The 24560-nt window shown below is 68.3% G+C and carries 21 protein-coding genes and 1 tRNA gene; 14 read left to right on the forward strand and 8 right to left on the reverse strand.

What is annotated here, in order from left to right:
- Positions 1 to 3 precede the first annotated feature (3 nt).
- Positions 4 to 1398, reverse strand: coding sequence for a cystathionine beta-synthase (locus tag MHN80_RS07465; RefSeq protein WP_004020936.1), 1395 nt, complete (start codon positions 1396 to 1398; stop codon positions 4 to 6).
- Positions 1399 to 1520: 122 nt separating this feature from the next.
- Between MHN80_RS07465 and MHN80_RS07470 the strand changes: the two genes are divergently transcribed.
- Both MHN80_RS07470 and MHN80_RS07475 read left to right on the forward strand, forming a co-directional pair.
- Positions 1521 to 2432, forward strand: coding sequence for an SGNH/GDSL hydrolase family protein (locus tag MHN80_RS07470; protein ID WP_004020935.1), 912 nt, complete (start codon positions 1521 to 1523; stop codon positions 2430 to 2432).
- 65 nt (positions 2433 to 2497) lie between these two features.
- Complete coding sequence (locus MHN80_RS07475; RefSeq protein WP_064569274.1) at positions 2498 to 3721, forward strand: acetyl-CoA C-acetyltransferase; 1224 nt, start codon at positions 2498 to 2500, stop codon at positions 3719 to 3721.
- Positions 3722 to 3761: 40 nt separating this feature from the next.
- Here MHN80_RS07475 and MHN80_RS07480 read toward each other — a convergent pair whose 3' ends face one another.
- The 5 genes from MHN80_RS07480 to MHN80_RS07500 all read right to left on the reverse strand — a co-directional run bounded on the left by MHN80_RS07480 (position 3762) and on the right by MHN80_RS07500 (position 9773).
- Entirely contained in the window at positions 3762 to 4322 is a 561-nt protein-coding gene (locus MHN80_RS07480; RefSeq protein ID WP_033203765.1) for a DUF6790 family protein, read from the reverse strand.
- A 132-nt stretch (positions 4323 to 4454) separates the two neighbouring features.
- The gene (locus MHN80_RS07485; RefSeq protein WP_004020932.1) at positions 4455 to 5321 is read right to left on the reverse strand and encodes a Bax inhibitor-1/YccA family protein; all 867 of its coding nucleotides are present in this window, start codon (positions 5319 to 5321) and stop codon (positions 4455 to 4457) included.
- Positions 5322 to 5465: 144 nt separating this feature from the next.
- Complete coding sequence (locus tag MHN80_RS07490; RefSeq protein WP_239400625.1) at positions 5466 to 6152, reverse strand: TetR/AcrR family transcriptional regulator; 687 nt, start codon at positions 6150 to 6152, stop codon at positions 5466 to 5468.
- Between the two features lie 55 nt (positions 6153 to 6207).
- Positions 6208 to 8481: an MMPL family transporter gene (locus tag MHN80_RS07495; RefSeq protein WP_239400627.1), complete on the reverse strand. Its 2274-nt coding sequence runs from the start codon at positions 8479 to 8481 to the stop codon at positions 6208 to 6210.
- A gap of 53 nt (positions 8482 to 8534) precedes the next feature.
- The gene (locus MHN80_RS07500; RefSeq protein ID WP_239400629.1) at positions 8535 to 9773 is read right to left on the reverse strand and encodes an oxygenase MpaB family protein; all 1239 of its coding nucleotides are present in this window, start codon (positions 9771 to 9773) and stop codon (positions 8535 to 8537) included.
- A gap of 193 nt (positions 9774 to 9966) precedes the next feature.
- Here MHN80_RS07500 and MHN80_RS07505 point away from each other — a divergent pair.
- The 4 genes from MHN80_RS07505 to MHN80_RS07520 all read left to right on the forward strand — a co-directional run bounded on the left by MHN80_RS07505 (position 9967) and on the right by MHN80_RS07520 (position 12059).
- A tRNA-Leu gene (locus tag MHN80_RS07505) sits at positions 9967 to 10040 on the forward strand.
- Positions 10041 to 10270: 230 nt separating this feature from the next.
- Entirely contained in the window at positions 10271 to 11164 is an 894-nt protein-coding gene (locus tag MHN80_RS07510; protein ID WP_239400630.1) for a DNA/RNA non-specific endonuclease, read from the forward strand.
- A 5-nt stretch (positions 11165 to 11169) separates the two neighbouring features.
- Positions 11170 to 11733 carry an SMI1/KNR4 family protein gene (locus MHN80_RS07515; protein WP_239400631.1) on the forward strand — a complete coding sequence of 188 codons (564 nt, stop codon included), beginning with the start codon at positions 11170 to 11172 and terminating at the stop codon, positions 11731 to 11733.
- Between the two features lie 107 nt (positions 11734 to 11840).
- Positions 11841 to 12059, forward strand: a complete 219-nt coding sequence (locus tag MHN80_RS07520) for a hypothetical protein (protein WP_064569269.1) — start codon at positions 11841 to 11843, stop codon at positions 12057 to 12059.
- On the opposite strand, the gene MHN80_RS07525 is transcribed toward MHN80_RS07520, so the two are convergent.
- Positions 12056 to 12913: an SDR family oxidoreductase gene (locus MHN80_RS07525; protein WP_239400633.1), complete on the reverse strand. Its 858-nt coding sequence runs from the start codon at positions 12911 to 12913 to the stop codon at positions 12056 to 12058. The two genes, MHN80_RS07520 and MHN80_RS07525, sit on opposite strands and share 4 nt — an antisense overlap.
- Positions 12914 to 13159: 246 nt before the next feature.
- Between MHN80_RS07525 and MHN80_RS07530 the strand changes: the two genes are divergently transcribed.
- From MHN80_RS07530 to MHN80_RS07555, 6 genes are all read left to right on the forward strand, one after another.
- The gene (locus MHN80_RS07530; protein WP_239400635.1) at positions 13160 to 13522 is read left to right on the forward strand and encodes an L-rhamnose mutarotase; all 363 of its coding nucleotides are present in this window, start codon (positions 13160 to 13162) and stop codon (positions 13520 to 13522) included.
- A 114-nt stretch (positions 13523 to 13636) separates the two neighbouring features.
- Complete coding sequence (locus MHN80_RS07535) at positions 13637 to 15010, forward strand: MFS transporter (RefSeq protein ID WP_101819172.1); 1374 nt, start codon at positions 13637 to 13639, stop codon at positions 15008 to 15010.
- Between the two features lie 112 nt (positions 15011 to 15122).
- Positions 15123 to 16283 (forward strand): L-rhamnose isomerase, encoded by a 1161-nt coding sequence (rhaI, locus tag MHN80_RS07540; protein WP_239400637.1) that lies wholly within the window; start codon positions 15123 to 15125, stop codon positions 16281 to 16283.
- A gap of 69 nt (positions 16284 to 16352) precedes the next feature.
- The gene (locus tag MHN80_RS07545) at positions 16353 to 18389 is read left to right on the forward strand and encodes a bifunctional aldolase/short-chain dehydrogenase (protein WP_239400639.1); all 2037 of its coding nucleotides are present in this window, start codon (positions 16353 to 16355) and stop codon (positions 18387 to 18389) included.
- Complete coding sequence (locus MHN80_RS07550) at positions 18386 to 19873, forward strand: rhamnulokinase family protein (protein WP_239400641.1); 1488 nt, start codon at positions 18386 to 18388, stop codon at positions 19871 to 19873. The genes MHN80_RS07545 and MHN80_RS07550 overlap by 4 nt, the downstream gene beginning before the upstream one ends.
- Before the next feature lie 20 nt (positions 19874 to 19893).
- A complete protein-coding gene (locus MHN80_RS07555; protein WP_275447509.1) occupies positions 19894 to 21129 on the forward strand; it encodes an alpha-hydroxy acid oxidase in 1236 nt (411 codons plus the stop codon).
- 56 nt (positions 21130 to 21185) lie between these two features.
- Here MHN80_RS07555 and MHN80_RS07560 read toward each other — a convergent pair whose 3' ends face one another.
- Positions 21186 to 22658, reverse strand: coding sequence for an MFS transporter (locus tag MHN80_RS07560; RefSeq protein WP_239400643.1), 1473 nt, complete (start codon positions 22656 to 22658; stop codon positions 21186 to 21188).
- Positions 22659 to 22777: 119 nt separating this feature from the next.
- On the opposite strand from MHN80_RS07560, the gene MHN80_RS07565 reads away from it, so the two are divergent.
- Positions 22778 to 23791, forward strand: coding sequence for a LacI family DNA-binding transcriptional regulator (locus MHN80_RS07565; RefSeq protein ID WP_239400645.1), 1014 nt, complete (start codon positions 22778 to 22780; stop codon positions 23789 to 23791).
- A 100-nt stretch (positions 23792 to 23891) separates the two neighbouring features.
- The gene (locus tag MHN80_RS07570; RefSeq protein ID WP_239400647.1) at positions 23892 to 24560 is read left to right on the forward strand and encodes a TetR/AcrR family transcriptional regulator; all 669 of its coding nucleotides are present in this window, start codon (positions 23892 to 23894) and stop codon (positions 24558 to 24560) included.

The following is a 24560-nucleotide window of genomic DNA, read 5'->3' on the forward strand; positions in this document are numbered from 1 at the left end:
CTCCTATCCGACGATCGGGTGGCTCGACACGAAGGCGAGCAGGTCGTGGCGCGTGATCACGCCGATGGGCTTGCCGTCTTCGACGACCATGAGCGCGTCGCAGTCGCCGAGCGCCTTGGTGGCCGCCGACACCGGTTCGCCGGAACCGATGAGCGGGAACGGCTCCCCCATGTGTGCCGACACGGGGTCGGCGAGGCTGGCGCGACCTTCGAAGACCGCGCTGAGCAGATCACGTTCGGTGACCGCGCCCGCGACCTCGCCGGCCATCACGGGCGGCTCGGCACCGACGACCGGCATCTGGGACACGCCGTACTCGCGGAGGATCTCGATCGCATCGCGCAGCGTCTCCTGCGGGTGGGTGTGCACGAGGTCGGGCAACGCGCCCGTCTTGCCGCGCAACACATCCCCGACGAGCGATTCCTTGGTGTTGGAGTCGAGCGGGGTGCGCAGGAACCCGTAGCTGCTCATCCACTGGTCGTTGAAGATCTTCGCCATGTAGCCGCGACCGCCGTCGGGAAGCAGGACGACGACCACGGCGTCGGGACCCTCACGCTCGGCGACCCGAAGGGCCGCGACCACCGCCATCCCGCACGAACCGCCGACCAGCAGTCCCTCTTCGCGTGCCAGTCGCCGCGTCATGTCGAACGAGTCGGCGTCGGAGACGGCGATGATCTCGTCGGGGATGGCCGGGTCGTAGGCCGAGGGCCAGAAGTCCTCACCGACGCCCTCGACCAGGTACGGCCGACCGGTCCCGCCGGAGTACACCGACCCCTCGGGATCGACGCCGACGACCTTCACCGCGCCATCGGAGATCTCCTTGAGGTACCGGCCGGTGCCGGTGATCGTGCCGCCCGTGCCGACGCCCGCCACGAAGTGCGTGACCTTGCCGTCGGTGTCGGCCCAGATCTCGGGACCGGTGGTCTCGTAGTGACTCTGCGGACCGGCCGGGTTGGCGTACTGATTGGGCTTCCACGCGCCGTCGATCTCGGTGACCAGGCGGTCGGAGACGCTGTAGTAGCTGTCCGGGTGGGACGGCTCGACCGCGGTCGGGCAGACCACGACCTCGGCGCCGTAGGCACGCAAGACGTTGCGCTTGTCCTCGCCCACCTTGTCCGGGCAGACGAACACGCACTTGTACCCGCGCTGCTGGGCGACGAGTGCCAGACCGACGCCGGTGTTGCCCGACGTCGGTTCCACGATCGTCCCACCCGGCTTCAGCTCACCCGACGCCTCGGCGGCGTCGATCATCCGCACGGCGATACGGTCCTTGCTGCTACCACCGGGATTGAGGTACTCGACCTTGGCGGCGACCAGGCCCGATCCGGGTGAGGTCACCGAGTTCAGTTTGACCAGCGGGGTGTTGCCCACCAGGTCGACGACGTGATTGGCGATGCGCATGTGTCCATGGTCCCAGAGTCGGTCCCGGAGTCGCCGCGGACCCCGACACCCGGCCGACGAGCAGACCGGGGGGCCGCGCCCGAGCCTCTAAACTGGCACCCGTGTCCGGTTCGAGCCGCAAGATGACCGCCGAGAGAATCATCCGGGACGTGGGAGCCACGGCTGCTGCGACCGCCGGCGCTGCGGGTGCCGGATGGGCGGCCTACAACCTGCTGAACAGTCAGGCGGCCGAGGCCCGAGTGGTGATCCCGCACCGCACCGACAACGCCCCGGACGGTGACGGCGTGTACCGGCCGGACGGCACCAGCGAGCGCTTCACCCGCGACACCGTCTACGACCTGTACCTCGTGGTGTTCGGCGATTCGACAGCCGCCGGGCTGGGTGCCGAGACGGCCGAGGAGACGCCGGGGGTACAGATCGCCCGCCGGGTCGCCGCGGAGACCGATCAGGTGGTCCGCTACGCCAACAAGGCCATCGTGGGAGCGACGTCGAAAGGGCTCGCCGCCCAGATCGAGGCCATGTTCGTCCACCACGAGCGACCCGACGTCGCCGTCATCCTCGTCGGCGCCAACGATGTCACCGCCCGCAACAGTCCGCTTCCGTCGGCACGCAGGCTCGGTGAGGCGGTCCACGCACTCGTCGACGAGGGCGCGAAGGTGGTCGTGGGTACCTGCCCGGACTTCGGGGTGGTCACCGCGATCCCCCAGCCGCTGCGAATGGTGTTGCGACGCTGGGGACTCACGCTGGCCGCGGCGCAGCGGTCGGCGGTCCGTGCCGCCGGGGGCCGTCCCGTGCCACTCGCCGACCTGCTGACCGAGGAGTTCCTCGCGCGCCCCGAACACATGCTGTCGCCCGACCGCTTCCATCCGTCGGCCGCGGGGTACGAGCTGGCCGCCGACATCCTCGTGCCCGAGGTCCTCGCCGCGATCGGCGAATGGGGACCGACGCCGCTGCCTGAACCGCCCAAGGTGTCCGAGGCGGTCGAAGAAACACGACTCGTCACACGTGTCAGGAAGCTGTTCACAAGCTCCTGACCAGCGCCTTTCTGCGCACGTCGACCATGCGACCAAGCAGATGCTTGGTGCGGTAGTTTTGAGGTATGCCTGAAGCTGTCATCGTCGCCCATGCCCGTTCCCCGATCGGCCGCGCCGCCAAGGGATCCCTCAAAGACGTCCGGCCCGACGAACTGTCGCGCCAGATGGTCGAAGCCGCTCTCGCCAAGGTGCCCGAGCTCGACCCCGCCCTGATCGAGGACATCCACTGGGGCATCGGTCAGCCCGGCGGACAGGGCGGCTACAACATCGCCCGGGTCATCGCGGTCGAGCTCGGTCACGACCACATCCCCGGTGTCACGGTGAACCGCTACTGCTCGTCGTCGTTGCAGACCACCCGGATGGCACTGCACGCGATCAAGGCCGGCGAGGCCGACGTCCTCATCTCCGGCGGCGTCGAGAGCGTGTCGAGCTTCGGGATCTCCGGTGGCGCCGACGGCGCGCCGAACTCGAAGAACCCGCTCTTCGACGATGCCATGGCCCGGACCGAGAAGGCCGCTGCCGGCGATGCCGGGATCTGGCACGATCCCCGCAAGGACGAGCTCATCCCCGACGTGTACATCGCGATGGGCCAGACCGCGGAGAACGTCGCGTCGTTCACCGGCATCTCGCGCGAAGACCAGGACCGCTGGGGCGTGCTGAGCCAGAACCGCGCCGAGGACGCCATCAAGTCCGGCTTCTTCGAGCGCGAGATCGACCCGGTCACGCTTCCCGACGGCTCCCTCGTCACCACCGACGACGGCCCCCGCGCCGGCACGACCTACGAGAAGATCTCACAGCTCAAGCCGGTCTTCCGCCCCGACGGCACCATCACCGCGGGCAATGCGTGCCCGCTCAACGACGGCGCCGCGGCGCTGGTCATCATGAGCGACACCAAGGCGAAGGAACTGGGCCTGACGCCGCTCGCCCGCGTGGTCGCCACCGCGGCGACCGGCCTGTCACCGGAAATCATGGGCCTCGGCCCGATCGAGGCGATCCGCAAGGTGCTCAAGGTCTCCGGGATGTCGCTGTCGGACATCGACCTCGTCGAGATCAACGAGGCGTTCGCCGTTCAGGTCCTCGGGTCGGCCGCCGAACTCGGCATCGACCACGACAAGCTGAACGTCTCCGGCGGTGCGATCGCGCTCGGGCACCCGTTCGGAATGACCGGCGCCCGCATCACGACCACTCTGCTCAACAACCTTCGTACCCACGACAAGACCTTCGGCATCGAATCGATGTGCGTGGGCGGCGGTCAGGGTATGGCCATGGTGCTGGAGCGCCTCAGCTGAGCAGTGCTGGAGCGCCTCAGCTGAGCAGTGCTGGAGCGCCTCAGCTGATCGAGGTCGTCTCCGTCTCGTCGACACCCCTCGCCGCGTCAGGTCCTCGGACCGCGACGCTGCGGGGGGTTGTTCGTCGGTAGACGAACCATGCGATGACGACCGCGCCGACGATGTAGATCTCGGCGGGAATCGCCCAGACGTTGTTCGTCGCGGTGTTGTCGTGGATGTAGTACTGCGAGATGTGCCCGGCGAGGTCTCCGCCGTAGCTGATCGCCAGCGCCCAGACAGCGGCGTCGAGCCATCCGCCACGGTTGGCCACGCGGAAGCAGAGCACGCCGAGGACGCCCACGGCGATGTCGTTCCACCCGAGTTCCCACTGGAACATCGACGGAATGAAATCCGGTCCGATGCCTTCGGCGATCTCGGGCGCGTTCGGTCCGACGTGCCCGATGCCGGCGAGGATGCCGAACGCACCTCCGGGTACGAGAATCCAGAGCAGCACGAGTTCGGCTGCGCGGCCGAGAGTGCGTCGCCGCACCGATCGGTCCACCAGTATGTGCACCACGGCGCCGATGATCATCAGCGCCAGCTGAATCAGAAAGAACACCATGTCCGCACGGTAGAACCGCTGCGGCGGGTTGGCCCCCGCAAACGCGATCGGGCGGCACAGTTTGTCGCCATCCGGCCCGGACACGCCGGCGGCCCCGCACCTCAGAGGTGCGGGGCCGCGGGCGTCGGACGACTAGTCGGAGTTGAAGTAGGTCAGCAGGCGCAGGATCTCGACGTAGAGCCAGACCAGGGTGACGGTCAGGCCGAGAGCGACGCCCCAGGCGGCGCGGTCGGGTGCGCCGGCGCGGATCAGACGATCGGCGGCGTCGAAGTCCAGCAGGAAGCTGAACGCGGCGAGAGCGATGCAGACCAGCGAGAAGATGATCGCGATCGGGCCGCCGTCGCGGAGCACCCCGGCCTCGCCGGTGAACAGGCCGATGACCAGGTTGCCGAGCATCAGGACCAGGACACCGATCATGCCGGCGAACAACATGCGGGTGAAGCGCGGCGTCACGCGGATCGCGCCGACCTTGTACACGAACAGCATGCCGAAGAACACGCCGAAGGTGCCGAGGACAGCCTGTCCGATCAGGGCTCCGGCCGAGGTGTCACCGGCGACGGCCCAGTTCGCGAAGACGAACGAGATGGCGCCGACGAACAGGCCCTCGAACGCGGCATAGGCCAGCACGATGGCCGGGTTGTCCTGCTTGCGCCCGAAGCTCGCCACCAGGACGAGGACGAGACCGGCGATGGCACCGACCAGCATGAGCGGCGTGGCGAGAGCTGCCTGGGCGGCCTCGGTCGCGCGGCTGCTGATCGCGAAGTAGGTGGCCACGGCAGCCACCGTCAGCACCCCGAGGGTGATGGCGGTCTTCGTGACGACGTCGTCGATCGTGAGCTGACGGGTGGCCGGCGGTGCCGGCTGGGTGTAGGGGTCAGTGGCCTGACCGTATTGATTGACCGCGGCGCCGGCGCCGGCCATGCCGGCCCCGAAACCCGCGTACCCGGACTGATTGTCGCGGACCACGCCGCGCATCACCGGATTGCTGCTTTCTCGCACGAAGCGCTCCTTAATCGGTACGGATGTATACCGTCTCAACGTCGGGCCTTTCCTGTGAGTTCCCTGACGAGAACGCGGAACGACCGAGTCGACGTCGACTTTACCGACTCTTGACTCTTCTGTCGTCGAAGACCCGTCGTGGAGTCACTCCACGCCTTCGCGCAGCGTCCGCAACCGGCTGCGGACAGCGGCCTGATCCAAGCCCTCCCCGGTCCCGAGTGCGGCCCGGCCGAGGAACATCGCGGTCAGCATGGACTCCGCCCGCGCGAAGTCGTCGCCCCATGCGAGGCCCGGTTTCGCGAGCATCAGCGAGGCGATCCCGTGGGCCGCGGCCCAGAACTCGAGGACGATGTCCGCGATCTCCGCGGGGTCGAACACGTCGAGGTCGGCCAGCTCGGTCACCGTGGCGACGAACCGGGAGTAGGCACTGGCGGCGAGCACCTCGTCGACCTTCGACGGATGCCCTTCGGGAGTGGGTTTGCCGAACGCCACGCGATAGAGAACCGGCGTGGCGACGGCGAATCGTACGTACGCCATCCCCTGGTTCAGCGCTCGTTCGAAGGCGTCGTCGATGCCCTCCGACGCGGCGGCCATCTCGTCGTCGAGGCGCTCGAAATACCGGGCGCACACCGCGTCGAGAAGCGCCTCCTTGTCGGCGAAGTGCAGATAGATCGACGGCGGCGTGACCCCCACACGGTTGGCGACCGCGCGGATCGACATCGCGGTGTCGTCGCCGTTCTCCACCAGCAACTCACCGGCGGCCTCGATGATCTCCTCGGCGAGGATCTCCCCCGAACCGCGTGGTGATCTCGCTCGTCTGCGTGTCGTCACTGCACTCCTGAACCTGTCCTGCCGCCGTTCATCCGCCTCTGTGGGGTATTCGGTGTCAGGCCCTCGTCGGCGCGGTGTCGGGCGCCGGTTTCTCGGCGGGATGCCCGACCTCCGGGGCTTCCTCGGTCAATCCGATCCGATCGTGCAGCCGTCTCAGCGGACCAGGCGCCCACCAGTTCGCCCGCCCGGCCAGACGCATGAACGCGGGGACGAGGAACATCCGGATGATCGTCGCGTCCATCAGGACGGCCAAGGTGAGGCCGACCCCGAACATCCGCATGAACGACACCTCCGACGCCGCGATGGCGGCGAAGACGATGCTCATCAGCAGTGCCGCAGCCGTGATGACCCGCCCGGTGCGGGCCAAGCCCAGGGCCACCGCGTGGTCGCTGGCCGCGCGGGTCCGGTCCGATCGCAACCACTCCTCGCGAATCCGTCCCAGGAGGAACACCTCGTAGTCCATCGACAAGCCGAACGCGACGCAGAACAGCAGCACCGGCATGGTCGCACTGAGGGTGCCGGTGGCGGTGGTCCCCAGTCCGCCGAGGTGCCCCTCCTGGAAGAACCAGACCATCGCGCCGAACGTCGCCGACAGCGACAGGACGTTGAGGACGAGCGCCTTCAGGGGAAGAACGACGCTTCCGGTGAAGAGAAACAGCAGCACGAACGTCGCGATCGCGATCAGGCCGAGCACCCACGGCAGATGCGCGTAGATCGACCCGACGGTGTCGTCGGTGGCGGCGGCGAGCCCGCTGAACAAGGTCTCCGTCCCCGTCGGCTGTGGCACCGCCCGCAGCTCGTCGAGCTGGGCGATCCCCGACTCGCTCATCGGGTCGCGGTCGGTCGAGACCTGCAGGACATGGACGTCGCCGCGGCTGTCGTCCGGACTGCCGGGGGCGGCCTGCGCACCCCGGACGAAGGTGCCGGCCGACGACCCTGCGGAGTTCACGTCGCCGACCGTCGACAGGGCGCGGGTGTAGGCGGCCAGGGTCGCGTCGTCCACGGGCCCGCGCACGACGACGGTGACCGCTGCGGACAGATCGTCCTCGAAGTCGTCGCGGATCTCCTGCTGGATCGCGTGCGCACTCGCCGACTCGGGCAACACCCGGTCGTCGGGGAACCCCAGCTTCATCGACAGGAACGGCGCGCCGAGAACCAGCAGGAAGACCGTCACGACCGCGGCGACCGGCAGTGCGTGGCGCAGCACCCACTGCACGAGCCGGTACCACCAGGTGTCCTCGGGTTCGACGGGCCGAGCCGGCGGCAGTCGCAGCAGGCGTCGGAGTGGCTTCCGGGCGTCGAGGGCGTCGATGCGATCACCGAGGAGCATGAGCACGGCCGGCGTCAGTACGAGCGCCGACACCGCGGCCACGACCACGACGCCGAGGCCCGCGAACGCGAAGGACCGCAGGAAGTACTGCGGGAACAGCACGAGCGCGCTCAGCGACAGGGCGACGGTCACCGCGGAGAAGGCGACGGTCCGCCCGGCCGTGGCCAGGGTCCGGACGATCGCGTCGGGCCGGCTCAGGCCGTGCTCGACCTCTTCCCGGTATCGCGTGAGGATCAGCAGCGTGTAGTCGATCGCGAGCGCGAGACCCAGTGCGGTGGTGAGGTTCAGGGCGAACACGGAAACGTCGGTGACCGATCCGATCACCCGGAGGAGCGCGAAGGTCAGGATGATCGACACGATGCCGATGCCGACGGGGACAGCCGCGGCGAGCACCCCGCCGAAGATGAAGATCAACACGATGAACGTGATCGGGATCGCGATCGCCTCGGCGATGAGCAGGTCCGCGGCGGTCTGTTCGTTGACCTGCGCGAAGACGAGTCCCTGGCCACCGACCTGCACGGTGATCCCGTCCCGGACACCGGCCAAGGCGTCTTCGATCTCCTCGGCGTGGGCCGGTGCCGAGTCCTCGCCCCCGTCGAGCGACGCGATGATCAATGTCGACGTCCGGTCGCGACTGACCAGCGCGGAGTCGAGCGCCGGATTGGCCCACACCGACAGGATCTGGTCCTGCACGTACTGGTTGCGGTTCAGGACGGCGACGATGTCGTCGCCGACCGCTCGGGCCGTCGGGTCGCGCGAGATGTCGACGCCATCCGGCCCGTCGAGCTTGAGGACGACCTGGACCCCGCCCCGGTTGAACGTCTCGTCGAGGACCTTCTCGGCTCGGGCCGACCCCGAATTCGGGTCGCTGTAACCGCCCGCGAGCAGGTGTTCGGCCGCGGTGGCGCCGTACGCCCCGCACACCACCAGCAGGATGAGCGCACCCAGCAGCACTCGTTTGGGCATGGATATGACCAGCCGTGTCGCTCTGACCAGCATGCGGACCCCTGTCGCGTCGGTCGACTTTACGGCGTTAAGTTATCAGCAGTAATTTAGGCGGTCAAGGTCGCTTCGGCTGGTTGCGGCATTCCCAGTCCGCGTCGGACGGTGCGCAGTTCGCGTTCGATCACCGTCGACTCCGATCCGAGCAGTCCGGTCGCCCGCACGATCTCGCGTAGCCGGACGGCGGGACGCGCGACATCGACGAGATGATGCAGCGGCGTCCGGCGCAGACCCATCCGCCGGGCGACCGGCCGCTCGACCCACCGGGTGCTGATGGCCGAGAACGACGACATCAGCAGGGGCCTGGTGAGTGCATCCACCGCGGAGACCAGGAGCCCGGGGACCGGTATGGGGGCGGCACCGTGCACGACGCGCGGGAGGTCGTAGCCCTCGCGGAGCAGCGCTTTGATCAGGACCTTCGACGAATCGTCGGGCCGCAGCTCGAATTCTCCTGCCACAGCGAACAACTCAGTGGCCGCGTCATGCGTCGGCGGCAGCAGGTCGTCATCGACGCCGATGACCCAGCCGATCCAGCGCCAGAGATGAGTGATCGCCTCCCGCTCGGCGCTGCTGTAGTGGATGCCGAAATCCCGTGCGACGACGAGGGGTAGGGCCAGGAAGCCGCACGAGATGGTCATCACCGAGTACGTCTGGTTGATCGGCGCGCCCCACTCGTCTTCGTCCCAGCCCCGGCCGTCCTCTTCTGACAATCCTCCCCCGGGTGGGCGCCGCAGAACGTCGCGGATGTAGGCGTGGAGGAGCCGAATACGCAGTGTCGCAACCCAACCGGGACGACCCGGGAGCATCGAACCGGGAGCCGTCGCCTCGGCGACCCAGCGCGCCGTCGACTCGACCCGATCTCGAGTCCCCGATCCCAGTCGGCCCGTGGCGACGAGCGGACGGACGAAACCCTGGGCCTTGAACCCGTAGATCAGCGACTGGTACAACGTCGACGACTGCAGGGTCCCGAAGCGCCACCACGCGCGGGCGCCGGCCTCGGCCCAGGCGGCATCGAACCACGGCGGTGGGGTGCTCGCGACCTGCAGCAGATGCACCATCGAGCTCGGCATCTCGAGATGGTCGGGATCGGACGCCGTGTCGGCGTCGCGCTCTTCCAGCAGCGTGACCAGGGTGGAGAACGAGATGCCCCGCTCCCTGGCCTCGGCGATCACCGCGTCGGCAAGCGGGTCGCCCTGTATCAGACCCGCCTCGAGACGCTCGACGATGGCGGGATGCCGTTCTCGGACGGCTTCCCAATTACGTGCCCCGGTCACTGCTGCCGCGTCCATGCCCCATGATGGCCCCGGCTTCGAGGCCGGTCAAGGATGCTTCGACTCCCAGACTTCGACTCGACCGGCAGACGTCGATCGAAGTCTGGCGGTCGAGTTGAGGTCTGGCGGTGGCGACGCCGGACCACAGGGCAGCCGCCACGGCGCCGGCTGACTATGCTCACCAGGGGCACCGTCGTCGCGCGGACCCTGCGCCCCCATAGCCCAATTGGCAGAGGCAGCCGACTTAAAATCGGCACAGTGTCGGTTCGAGTCCGACTGGGGGCACTCACGGCCGGGCGTTTTCGCTGTCTCGAGTCGCCGTTTCCGGCGCCCGTCCACGTTCGTCGACCCGATCCGCGTCGATCAAACGCATGGCCGTTCAGCCGAATACGTGCGTGGACACCGCTCCGATCCCCACGGTTACATGACTGCCGGTGGTACCGAACGACTCTCGGGACCTTCCGAGTCCGTTGCGGCCCATCGAGACCACTCAGGACGACCCGTCGGGGGAACAGATGAAGATATTGATGCGTGGGGCGATGATCGCCCTCTTTCTCGTCGTCGCACTTGTCACGCCGGTCCATGCGGCGAATGCCGTACCGACCGGGTGCAGTGACCGCGACATCGCGCAGGGAAATGCCGAGGCCCGGTCACTGAACGCTCGCATCGCGGCGCACAACTCCAAGCCGAGACAGTTCCGGATTCCGGAGCAGCAACTACAGGCCACCGCCTACCAGGCCGAGGCCAATCGACTGAACACCGAACGTGCGGCCCTCGTCGCCTGGGCCAACGGGTGCCGCGTACACCTGCAGGGAATGGGCCCCGGCTCCGGCGGTCCACACCGGCCGAGCACTCCCCCGCCCCCGCAGCGGCCGGGCACCCCGGCTCCGTCGGTCACCAATCCGACGCCGGGTTACCCAGCGCCACAGCGCTACCCGTACAACGAGAAGATCTCGAGCGACCGCACCGACCGGACGACCCTCACGCGGACCACCCGATTCCGCGACGGCGGCGAAGTCAACCTGACACGCATGCAGGGCCGTGCTGCGACCGGTATGAACGCCGCCATCACTCCCAACATGCTGCGAACCGGCACTCCGAGTACGCGGTCCATCACTCCCCCGGGTTACCGGCCGGGACTGGAACGCGGACACCTGCTCGCGAACCGCCTCGGTGGACTCGGCGGCGACGCCCGCAACATCGTGGCGTTGAGCAACGCGGCCAGCACCCGCATGCGCATCCTCGAGAACCGCATCGCTCGTGTCGTCGCGAAGGGCGAAGCCGTCCACTACAGTGTGACCCCGATCTACGGGAACGGATACCACAGTCCGCCGACCGACATCGCCGTCGGAGCGTTCGGCGTCCGGGGCGGCATCGCTCATTTCGAGATCATCCCGAACGTGAGGTGACGATCATGCCGAAGCACACCATCGATGATCTGATCGCGCTGATCCCACCACCGGCGGCGCGACCGGCGACGGTCGACTGGGCGATCATCGAACAGCGACTCGGATTCCGGCTGCCGACCGATTACAAGGCACTGGCCGACACCTACGGGCCTGGCGTCTTCTGCGACGACTTCCTCGTATGGACCGGACTCCCCTGGCCCGACGCGCCGATCGATGAGGCGGGCCGCCGCGCGGTGGCCGAACTCGAGCCACTCCTCGAGGATCTGAGCATCGTGACCTGGGCTCATGACGACGGCACCGACACGGCCGTCGATCTGGCCGGCGGCGCCTTCTTCGGATGGGGGCGTTCCACCGACGGCGACTCGGGTTATTGGCACCGGACGGGCGACGACCCCGACGAGTGGCCGGTGCTCATCACCGACGGAGTGATGGTGTGCGACCACCACTCCGGCGGGCTGGTCTCGTACCTGTACGACTTCTGGACGGGGGGCTTCCCGAACCGGCAGGTCTTCGCCGGGCGCGAAGCGCCGGAACGGCTCACGTTCGAGCAGGTGGCCGTCGGTTCCTAGCGCGGCGCCGGAGAGGCGCCATGCCGGAGCGACTACACGAGGCCCGTCCACGCGACTGCGTGGACGGGTTTCCACGATCCCGGCAGGGGCGTGCTGTACTCGGTGGCATGTCCACTCGGGTTGTCTTCCTCGCCGACTCCTCGGTCGCCCTTCTCACCCTCGGTATCTCCGTGTACTCGATCGCGATCCTGGTCTGCATCGGCATCGGCATCAACGCCGCCCGCTTCGGTCGACGACGCGTTGCCGTCGCGATGGCGTGGGTGGTCGGCGTACTGACCGTGGCCGGTGTCATCGTCGCGATTCTGAGCAGTACTGCAGGCGGTTAGCCCTCCGGGCGCAACTCCGCACGTTGCCGTGCGATGAAGTGCGCGGCAAGGCGATTGGTGAGTCCGGGCGCCAATCTCTGCATGCGCCACGAGATCCTGGAACGTCGCGGTACGACGAGTAGCGATCGGTTCGCGGCGATCGCGGCCAGGGTGTCCTGCGCCAGCCGATCCGCGTCGTAGGCCGTCGCGGAACCCTGACTCGCCAGATAGAAAGAGCGGCCGACGAATCCGCCGACCGAGCCCTTGTCCAGGATCGGTGTCTCGACTGCGGACGGGCAGACGGCTGTCACCTTGACGCCATACCCGGCCGCCTCGGTGCGCAGCGCCAGCGACATCCCGACGACCGCGTGCTTGGTCATGACGTAACTGGTGATCAGGCCGGCCGCAACGAGGCCGGCCATGGATGCCGTGTTGACGATGTGCCCCGACCGCTGACCGATCATCACCGGATAGGCGGCCGCCACCCCGTGGACGACGCCGCGGATGTTGACATCGATGATGGCGTCCCACTGGTCCGGCGTCAGCATCTCGGTGGGGCCACCCCACGTGATCCCGGCGTTGTTGAACATGAGGTCGAGTCGTCCCGCCTCCGCGACGACGTCGTCGACCACGCGCTGGACCGCCGCGCGGTCCGTCACGTCGAGGTGCACGGCCCGAACCGCGCCCGGCCCGCCGGACAGCGACGACGCCACCTGTTCGGCCGCGGCGAGGTCGATGTCGGCGCATATGACCTGCGCCCCCTCGGCGGCCAGCGCACGGGTGAGCGCAGCCCCGATGCCGGAGCCGCCCCCGGTCACGATCGCCACCTTGCCCGCGAGGTCCGGTCCACCCCTCGTCCGCCGACATCCGAGCACGTCAACCCCCCTGTCGATTGCAGTCCGTGTCCCGCGGCCGGCGATGACGACGGTCACCGCGGGCGGGCTCAGACGAGCATGACCGATCTCGACCCGAGCGGCGCCGCTTTGCCCGGACCGGGCCTTGACATCCTCACAGCTCCCTCTTAATGTTGCTGCAATCACAAATTGAAACGTTTTAATTCGCCGAGACGGTCCACTCCCGACGATCTGCGTTTCCCCGTCCGTCGTCTGTCAGGAGCCGCCATGTCCGACCCCCAGCGCGTCTGCTTCGTGCTCCACCTCCGCCCGGAACGCGTCGAGGATTACCTCGAGGCACACACCGAGGTCTGGCCGGAGATGCTCGACGCCCTGCGCGAGACCGGCTGGCGCAACTACTCCCTGTTCCTCCGGAAGGACGACGGCATGGTCGTCGGCTACCTGGAGACCGACGACTTCGCGACGACCAGCGCCGCCATGGAGGCGACCGACGTCAACACCCGCTGGCAGGCGCACATGTCCGAGTACTTCCTCCCCGCGGTGGGCAGCGGCAATGGGGGCGGCGGCGCCGGGGGCGCGAACCCCGACACGACCCGCACCGAACTCCTCGAGTACTTCCACCTCGACTGACCTCGCACCACGCAGCACACGACACGTACCGACGGGCGCACCGACATCAACGAACTCCGGTTTGACCTCTCCGATCCCGACCCTCTGTACTGATCTCCGACGCAAGGAATCACCATGAAAGTAGGAGCGCGCTCCACCACCGGCTGGCGGGCGACCATCTCGGTCGCCATGTCGAACTACATCGAGGCCGGCTCGATCATCGCGATCGCCACCAGCCTCACCTTCTGGCAGGACGAGTTCGGCATCAGCAACTTCGCGGTCGGCCTCCTGGCCGCGCTGAGCGCCAACGCGTTCGGTGCCGCAGTCGGCGCCGCGATCGGCGGCCCGCTGTGTGACCGCTACGGCCGCAAGGCGATCTACACCTACGACTTGCTCGTCTACATGGTCGGCGTACTGATCGCGGCCTTCGCGTTCAACTTCACCATGCTGCTCGCCGCCTTCATCATCACCGGCCTCGCGGTCGGCGCGGGCGTACCGGCCTCGTGGACATACATCGCCGAAGAGGCACCGTCGGTCGAACGCGCCAAGCATGTCGGCACCGCGCAGCTCGCCTGGTCCGTCGGACCCCTGATCGGCTTCGCGCTCGCCGCGGCACTCGCTCCGATGGGCCTCCTCGGTTCGCGGATCATCTTCCTGCATCTCTTCGTCGTCGCGGCGGTCGTCTGGTGGATTCGCCAGGGACTCGCGGAGTCGAAGATCTGGTCCGACGAGGCGGTCAACGAGACGCGCGAGCTCACCGCATCGGTCGGCGCCCGCGGCATCAAGGGCCTGTTCTCCAAGAAGGTCAACATCACGGCCCTGCTCCTGCTCGGTGGCATCTACCTGTTCTGGAACACCGTCGCCGGCCAGGCCGGCATCTTCATGCCCCGCGTCTACGAGACGGCGGGCGTCGAGAGCGCCGTCCAGCAGAATCTGCTGCAGGTGCTCGTCTGGGGCTGCACCGTCCTCGCGACCTACTTCGGCTTCATGCGATACGCAGATCGGGTCTCGCAGCGCGCGCTGTACGTCTTCGGCGCCGCCTTGGGCATCGTCGCCTGGATAGTGCTGGTCGCGTTCACCGACAGCGGTGTCGCCACGATGCTCGTCTTCGCGGTCCTGTGGGGCATCTCCTCGGGTATCGGCGCGCAGGCGTTCTACAGCCTCTGGGCCAGCGAGATGTTCGCGACGCCCTACCGTGCAAGCGCCCAGGGCGTCATGTTCTTCGCCGTCCGCACCGCAACGGGTCTCCTGAGCTACTTCTTCCCCACGATGCTCGCGGCCACCGGGCTCACGACGGTCGGCATCCTGCTTGTCGCACTGCTCACGATCGCTCTGATCATCGGCGCCATCGCGGCTCCGGACACCCAGGGCAAGACCCTGCAGGAGATCGAGGTCGAGCGCTACGGCGCCCCGCTGTCGCCGGAACTCATCGAGCACCCGGTATCGACGAACAGCCCGGTCGTGGGCGACGCACCCACCGCAGAGTCCACCAGCAAGACCGCCGTCTGAGTCGTCTCGACCGGGCCGTACCGCTCGATTGAAACGTATCAGTCCATCGACGTCCCCGCCGCCGGCTGTTCCCCGACGCCGGCGGCGGGGAATCCCAACCGAAAGAACACTGATGACCACCTTTGACGAGACGATCCTCGACAATCTCGAGATCGAGCTCCCCTCCTGGGCGTTCGGCAACTCCGGCACCCGGTTCAAGGTGTTCGGCACCCCGGGCACCCCCCGCACCATCCACGAGAAGATCGCCGACGCGGCCACCGTCAACCAGCTGACCGGACTCGCCCCGACGGTCGCCCTGCACATCCCGTGGGACACCGTCGACGACTACCGCGCGCTCGCCGCATATGCGCAGGATCTCGGCGTCGACCTCGGGACGGTCAACTCCAACACCTTCCAGGACGACGACTACAAGTTCGGCAGCCTGACCCACACCGACAAGACCGTGCGCCAGAAGGCCATCGACCACCACATCGCGTGCATCGACGTGATGAACGCGACCGGCTCGCGGGACCTCAAGATCTGGCTCGCCGACGGCACCAACTACCCGGGTCAGGGAGACATCCGCGGACGCCAGGATCGTCTCGCCGAATCGCTGGCGACCATCTACCAGCACATCGGCGACGATCAGCGACTCGTGTTGGAGTACAAGTTCTTCGAGCCGGCGACATACGTCACCGACGTCCCCGACTGGGGCACCTCCTACGCCCACGTGACCGCGCTCGGCGAGCGGGCGATGGTCTGCCTCGACACCGGCCATCACGCGCCGGGCACCAACATCGAGTTCATCGTCGCGCAGCTGCTGCGCCTCGGAAAGCTCGGGTCGTTCGACTTCAACTCACGCTTCTACGCCGACGACGACCTGATCGTCGGTGCGGCCGACCCGTTCCAGCTGTTCCGCATCCTCTTCGAGGTCATCCGCGGCGGAGGCCTCGACGCCGGGTCCCCGGTCGCCCTGATGCTCGACCAGTGCCACAACGTCGAGGAGAAGATCCCCGGACAGATCCGTTCGGTCCTCAACGTCGAGGAGATGACCGCCCGCGCGCTGCTCGTCGACACCGACGCGTTGACCGCGGCGCAGGAATCCGGAGACGTGTTGGGCGCGAACGGAATTCTGATGGACGCCTTCTACACCGACGTGCGTCCGATGTTGGCCGAGCGTCGTACCCGGCGCGGACTCCCCGCCGACCCGATGGCCGCCTACGCCGACTCCGGCCACCGCGAGCGCATCGTCGCCGAGCGCGTCGGTGGCACCCAGTCGTCCTGGGGCGCCTGAGCGCTCCCCACACCTGCTCCCTGCTTTCTCGAACTGCCCGCTTTCCCGATCTTCAGGAGATCTCTCGCCATGACCAATCCCGCAGTCGCCGCGCTCATCGCGCGCTCCAACCGGCTCGGCTCCGATCCGAAGAACACCAACTACGCCGGCGGCAACACCTCCGCGAAGGGCACCGACACCGACCCCGTCACCGGCGAGGACGTCGAACTGCTGTGGGTCAAGGGTTCCGGCGGCGACCTGGGCACCCTGACCGAGAAGGGCCTCGCCGTTCTTCGTCTCGACCGCATGCGCGCGCTCGTCGATGTCTACCCCGGCCTCGACCGCGAAGACGAGATGGTCGCCGCCTTCGACTACTGCCTGCACGGCAAGGGCGGGGCGGCGCCGTCCATCGACACCGCCATGCACGGCCTCGTCGACGCCGCGCACGTCGATCATCTCCACCCCGACTCGGGCATCGCGATCGCGACCTCCGCCGACGGAGAGGTGCTGACCCAGAAGATCTTCGGCGACCGCGTCGTGTGGGTGCCCTGGCGCCGCCCGGGCTTCCAGCTCGGTCTGGACATCTCCGATATCAAGAAGAACAACCCGCAGGCGATCGGCTGCATCCTGGGCGGACACGGGATAACCGCCTGGGGTGACACGTCCGACGAGGCCGAAGCCCACTCGCTCGAGATCATCGACACCGCCGAGAAGTACATCGCCGCCAACGGCCGCCCGCAGCCGTTCGGCGCACCGCTGGACGGGTACGGTGCACTCCCGGCCGCCGAACGTCGTGCCAAGGCCGCGGCCCTCGCACCGTTCATCCGCGGCCTCGCCTCGATGGACAAGCCGCAGGTCGGCCACTTCACCGACGTCGACCCGGTCCTCGACTTCCTTGCCGCGCAGGAGCATCCGCGACTGGCCGCTCTCGGAACCAGCTGCCCGGACCACTTCCTGCGCACCAAAGTCAAGCCGCTCGTCCTCGATCTCCCGGCGTCGGCATCGGTCGACGAGTGCAAGGAACGCCTGTCCGCCCTGCACGAGGCCTACCGCGAGGACTACCGCGCCTACTACGACCGCCACGCGACCGCGGACAGCCCGGCGATGCGCGGCGCGGACCCGGCCATCGTGCTCGTCCCGGGCGTCGGCATGTTCAGCTTCGGCAAGGACAAGCAGACCGCACGCGTCGCCGGCGAGTTCTACCTGAACGCGATCAACGTGATGCGGGGTGCCGAGGCCATCTCCACCTACGCACCGATCGACGAGTCGGAGAAGTTCCGGATCGAGTACTGGCTGCTCGAGGAGGCCAAGCTCGCGCGGATGCCGAAGCCCAAGCCCCTCGCCACCCGCATCGCACTCGTCACCGGCGCGGCGTCGGGCATCGGCAAGGCCATCGCGGCCCGCCTCGCCGCCGAAGGTGCGTGCGTCGTGATCGCCGACCTCGACGCCGAGAAGGCACGCGCCGCCGCCGAGGAGATCGGTTCGACCGACGTCGCCATCGGCGTGGCCGCCGACGTCACCGACGAGGCAGCCGTGCAGGCGGCGATCGATGCGACCGTGCTCGCCTTCGGCGGCATCGACCTCGTCGTCAACAACGCCGGCCTGTCGCTGTCGAAGTCGTTGCTGGACACCACCGCTGCCGACTGGGACCTGCAGCACAACGTGATGGCCCGCGGCTCGTTCCTCGTCAGCAAGGCAGCGGCGCGGGCCCTGATCGACCAGAAGCTGGGCGGCGACATCCTCTACATCTCGTCGAAGAACTCGGTCTTCGCCGGCCCCAACAACATCGCCTACTCCGCCACCAAGGCCGACCAGGCCCATCAGGTCCGGTTGCTCGCGGCCGAACTCGGCGAGCACGGGGTCAAGGTCAACGGCATCAATCCCGATGGCGTGGTGCGCGGTTCGGGGATCTTCGCCGGCGGCTGGGGCGCCAAGCGCGCCGCGGTCTACGGCGTCGAGGAGAAGGACCTGGGCAAGTTCTACGCCCAGCGCACCCTGCTCAAGCGCGAGGTGCTGCCGGAGAACATCGCCAACGCCGCGTTCGCCCTGTGCACCTCGGACTTCTCGCACACCACCGGTCTGCACGTGCCGGTGGATGCCGGCGTCGCCGCCGCGTTCCTGCGATGAGTCGCTCCACTCGGTCCGCCCAGGTCGCCGCGATCGACCTGGGCGCGACCAGCGGCCGGGTGATGCTCGCCGACGTGTCGCGGGGACGACTCGAGCTCGAGCAGGTCGCCCGGTTCGCCAACGATCCCGTGCACGTGTGGAACGGTCGACGGTCGGCGCTGCACTGGGACGTACCCGGCCTGTTCCGGGCAGCCTCGGCGGGCCTGGCCGAGGCCGCCCGGCAGTCCGACGACCTCGTCGGCATCGGCGTCGACTCGTGGGCGGTGGACTACGCGTTGCTCCGCGACGGTCGGATGCTGGGTCTGCCGCACCACTACCGGGACGACCGCACGGCGGCGGGCGTCGACGCCGTGCACGCCGAACTCGGGCCGGTGGACCTGTACCTGCGCAACGGCCTGCAGTTCCTGCCGTTCACCACGGTGTACCAGCTGGCCGCGGAGAAGGCCGACGGTCTGCTCGACCAGGCCGACAGCGCCCTGCTGATCCCCGACCTGATCACCTACTGGCTGACCGGCAGGCGGGGCACCGAGCGGACCAACGCCTCGACCACCGGCCTGCTCGCCGTCAACGGCCAGTGGGACACCGCGATGATGGAACGCCTCGGGCTGCCCGGCGGACTCTTCCCCGAGATCGTCGAGACCGGCTCCGACCAGGGACCACTCCTCGCCGAGGTCGCCGAGCGGCTCGGTCTGTCGTCATCCACCCGGGTCACCGCCGTCGCCTCGCACGACACGGCCTCGGCCGTGGCGGCGATCCCGATGGACCCGTCGCGGGCGGCCTACATCTCCTGCGGCACCTGGGGTCTCGTCGGTGTGGAACTGACCGAACCGGTCCTGTCCCGCGAGGGGTGGAAGGCCAACTTCACCAACGAGGTCGGCGCCGACGGCCGAATCCGTTACCTGCACAACGTGATGGGTCTCTGGCTGCTCAGCGAGACGGTGCGTCAGTACCAGCGCGAGGGCTACCGGGCCGACCTCGGCGAGCTGCTGGCCCAGGCCGCGGAGGTGACGCCGACCGTCGATGTCTTCGACACCGACGACGCGCGCTTCCTCCCGCCGGGTGACATGCCGGCACGCATCCGCGGGTGGTACGACGAGCGCGGCATGCGACCGCCGATGACCCGCGCCGAGATGGTGCGCGCGATCGTCGAGAGTCTCGCATCCGCATTCGCCGACGGCGTCGAGAAGGCCGCCGCGCTGTCGGGGATCCCGGTGGAGACCGTGCACCTCGTCGGCGGCGGGTCGCAGAACCGGTTGCTGTGCCAACTCACCGCCGACCGCCTGGGCCTGCCCGTCCAGGCCGGGCCCGTGGAGGCGACCGCACTCGGCAACGTCCTCCTCACGGCACGCGCCCATGAATTGATCGATGGCGATCTCGAGGCGATGCGGACTATCGTCGCCGACAGGTTCCCGCCGCAACACTATGCACCCCGACGCAGTCGCGGCACGCGTACGCGCGCCGCGGTCGGGGCCGGAAAGGCATGACCATGGACACCGGTTCCGCTATGAAGCGCCGAGTACCCAAGCCGCGCGACCTCGCGCCGCTGATGCAGTTCAAGAAGCCGCAGTTCGATGCCAAGAGGCGCCGCCTCGACGCCGCGCTCACCATCGAGGATCTCCGCAAGATCGCCAAGCGGCGCACCCCCAAGGCGGCTTTCGACTACACCGACGGGTCCGCCGAGGCGGAGCTGTCCATCGAACGTGCTCGTCAGGCGTTCTCCGACATCGAGTTCCATCCGGCGATCCTGCGCGACGTCTCGAAGGTCGACACCTCGTCGACCATCCTGGGCGGACGCTCGGAACTGCCGTTCGGCATCGCGCCGACCGGGTTCACCCGGATGATGCAAACCGAGGGCGAGTACGCGGGTGCGCGTGCCGCCGGACGCGCAGGCATCCCGTTCTCGCTGTCGACGATGGGCACCGCGTCGATCGAAGACGTCAAGGACGCGAACCCGCACGGGCGCAATTGGTTCCAGCTGTACATGTGGAAGGACCGCGAGCGGTCGATGGCCCTGGTCGACCGCGCCGCGAAGGCCGGTTACGACACGCTTCTCGTGACGGTCGACGTCCCGGTCGCCGGGGCACGCCTGCGTGACAAGCGCAACGGCATGTCGATCCCGCCCGCCCTCACCGCCAAGACGGTGGTCAACGCGATCCCGCGGCCGCAGTGGTGGATCGACTTCCTGACCACCGAACCCCTCGCCTTCGCGTCCCTCGACCGATGGTCGGGCACCGTGGCCGAGCTGCTGGACACCATGTTCGACCCGACCGTCACCTTCGACGACCTGGCCTGGATCAAGTCGCAGTGGCCGGGCAAGCTGGTGGTCAAGGGCATCCAGACCGTCGACGACGCCAAGGCCGTCACCGGACTCGGCGCCGATGGCATCGTCCTGTCGAATCACGGTGGCCGACAGCTGGATCGGGCACCCATCCCGTTCCACCTCCTGCCGGACGTCGCCCGGGAGGTCGGGGCGGACACCGAGGTCATGCTGGACACCGGCATCATGAGCGGCGCCGACATCGTGGCATCGGTCGCACTCGGCGCCCGGTTCACGCTCGTCGGACGCGCTTACCTGTACGGCCTCATGGCCGGGGGCGAGGCCGGAGTCGACCGGATGATCGAGATCCTGGGCGAGCAGATCGCGCGCACCATGCGCCTGCTCGGGGTCGCATCCCTGGAGGAGCTGACCCCCGCGCATGTGACCCAGCTCGAGCGTCTGGTGCCCCGGGCACGTTCCTGACGCGCACGCTGTCGCGGAAGGGCCCGATTCGTGCGATCGGGTCCTTCCGCGTCTGTTCAGGCGGATCGCGCCCCGACGTCCGGAGACTGTTCCCGGCGATGCGCGAAGTGGTCCACCAATCCCACCACCAGCGCGATGAGGACCAGGCCGGCGGCGGTGGCGAGCCCGATCTGGAAGGCACGGGCCCAATCGCCGCCGCTGTTGGCGACCTGGGCGAAGAACACCGCACCGACGAGCGCGATACCGGCTGCGGCCCCGATGCGCTGGCCGGTCTGCAGGACGCCGCCGGCGATGCCGGCCTTGGTGACCGGGACCTGGTCGAGACTCAGCGTGAGGTTCGGCGAGATCACCAGACCCGAGCCGACACCGGCGACGAGGAGCGGCAACGCCGCGGCGTACCCGACGTTGTGGCCCGGCACGAACTGGACGGCGAGGATCGTCGTGATCATCCCGAGGACGACGAGCCCCAGGCCGAGAAGCACCAGCGACCGACCCACCCGGTTGACGATGTTGCCGCCGACGGCTGCCGACACCGCGGACCCCAGGGCGAACGGCGTGACCGCCAGCCCCGCCTGCAGCGCCGAGTAGCCCAGACCCTGCTGGACGAACAGGGTGTAGATGAAGAAGACCGTGGTGAATCCGGCGAAGTAGACCATGGCGATGATGCACCCGAGCGAGTACGACCGCATCGAGAAGAGCGAGAGGTCGACGAGTTGCTGATGTCCCACGCGACCCTGGCGGCGTTCCCACAGCACGAAGGCACCCAGCAGCACCGCGGCCACGATGAGCAGCAGCCACTTCTGCGCGCCGGGCCACTCCTGCTCCTGCACCATCGGCAACATCAATGCGAACACACCGGCACCCAGCAGCAGCACACCCAGCGGGTCGAAACTCCCTCGCAGCGGCTGCTTGGTCTCCGACGGCCGGGCCGGGATGAGCCGGATGGCGGCGACGAAGGCGGCGATGCCGATCGGCACGTTGACGAAGAAGATCCAGCGCCAGCCCTCGGCAGACCCACCCAGTTGGATGAGGACGCCGCCGAGGAGCGGCCCGACCGCGGTCGAGATGCCGATGGTCGCGGCGAACATGCCGAAGGCCTTGCCGCGCTCGGCCCCGCGGAACAGCAGCTGGATGAGGCCGGAGACCTGCGGCGCGAGAATGCCGCCGGCGACTCCCTGGATCAGCCGGAACACGACGAGCTGCGTGGGCCCCTGCGCGAAACCACATGCCGCGGAGGAGAGTACGAACAGGGACAAGCCGACGAGGAAGGTCACCTTGCGGCCGCGGGCGTCACCGACGCGACCGGCCGGCACCAGCACGAGTCCGAAGGCGAGTGCGTAGCCGGAGACGACCCACGAGAGATCGGCCGAGTCGGCCCCGAGACCGGATTCGATCGACGGCAGCGCGACATTGACGATCGAGACGTCGAGGAGCGTCATGAAGCCGACGACCAGGCACACGGCGAGCGCCTTCCAGCGTCGCGGGTCTGGTTGATAGTCCGCGGAGAACGGGCTGGCCGGAGTCGACATCGAGCCGCCTTTCATTCGGGGGGTACCGCGCTGTTCGTAGTCAATCAGCCCGGGAGATGGGCGACCCTCCCGACTCTGCGTGACGCGTGTTGCGGTACGGCGTCTGGTGAGATGAACACATGGGTGTGAGCATGCGGGACGTCGCGGCAGCGGCCTCGGTGTCGGTGGGAACGGTCTCGAACGTCCTCAACGCGCCCGGCAAGGTCTCCCCCTCGACGGTCGCGCGGGTGCAGGCGGCGATCGATCAGCTGGGCTTCGTTCGCAACGACGCCGCGCGGCAACTGCGGGCCGGGCGCTCACGCTGTGTCGGCATGGTGGTCCTCGACGTGGGCAACCCCTTCTTCACCGACATCGCCCGCGCCGCCGAGCAGCGGGCCGCCGACCAGGACCTGACGGTGCTGCTCGGCACGTCTGACGACGACGAATCGCGCGAACAGGCCTACCTCGACACCTTCGACGAACAGCGGGTCTTCGGCCTTCTCGTCTCGCCGATCGGCGACGACCTTCGGCGATTCGACTCGCTGCGCCGTCGCGGCACCCCGGTGATCCTGGTCGACCGGGATGCCGGGGGATCCCCGTTCGATTCGGTTGCCGTGGACGACATCGCGGGCGGTCTGCTCGCGGTGTCGCACCTGTGTGAGACAGGGCGACGCCGGATCGCCTTCGTCGGCGGCCCACCGGGATTACGGCAGGTCGCCGACCGCCGGCGCGGCGCCCAGGCCGCGGTCGACGGCGTCGACGGTGCGTCGCTGGAGGTCGTGCACACGTCCACTCTCAGCGTGCTCGCCGGGCGTGAGGCGGGCACGGCACTGCTGGGCAGGACGCCCGGCGAGCGCCCGGACGCCGTCTTCTGCGCCAACGACCTCCTCGCCATCGGCGTGCTCCAGGCCTTCACGATGCTGGGTGGCGCCGTCGCGGTTCCGGACGACATCGCGATCATCGGCTACGACGACATCGACTTCGCCAGGTCGGCGGTTGTGCCGTTGTCGTCGATCCGCCAGCCGACCACCCGGATCGGCGTCACCGCGGTCGACCTGCTGATCAGCGCGGCAAACGATCCCGCGGAACGCCACGAGCCGGCGAACCTGGTGTTCCAGCCCGAACTCGTCGCCCGGGCGTCGACCCTGGGGTGATCGTCGGTGTGATGCGCGTCATCGCCGGGTACGCGGTGTGAGGACTCTCCTAAATAGTGCATGACTCTGCAACATTGCAGACTTCTGCAAGTTCCGTACGGTGGAAGTCGTGCACTCCACCGGCCTCCGCGAAGCGAAGAAAGCGGCCACCCGCTCGGCGCTCGCCCGCGCCGTGCTCCGGTTGTCCACCCGGGCCGGCATCGACCATGTGACGATCGACGCCGTCGCGGCCGAGGCCAACGTCTCGGTCCGGACGTTCCACAATTACTTCAGTGGCAAAGAGGACGCGCTGCTGTATTTCGTGTCGTCGCTGTTCGACACGATCGTGGAACGAATCGAGGCCCGGCCGACGGACGAGAGTTTCTATTGCTCGGTCCGCACGGCTCTCATCGATGCCGCCACCTCGCCTGATGTCGGCGACCCCGTCGAGATCGTCGCGCTGCTACGCCTTCTCGACACCGATCCCGGGTTGACGGCCAGGTCCCGGGACATGGAGTTGGGCGACACCGTCGAGGCCCGACTCGCCGAGTTGTGCGCACAGCGCGGCCAGCCTGCACACACCCTGTACCCGCGGCTCGTCCTGCACAACGCGATCACCACCATCCGTGTCGCCCTCGAATTCTGGGTGACGCATCACGACGACACCGCAGACGAGCCGGCTGACCTGGCCTCGGTCCTGGAGTCCGCCTTCGATCAGCTGGCATCCGGCCTGTCGCAACCGATCCCACCCATGAACGATCTCGCCGTCCCATCCCCCGAGGAGCTTTGA

This window comes from Gordonia sp. McavH-238-E (assembly GCF_022348225.1).
Lineage (GTDB): Bacteria > Actinomycetota > Actinomycetes > Mycobacteriales > Mycobacteriaceae > Gordonia > Gordonia terrae.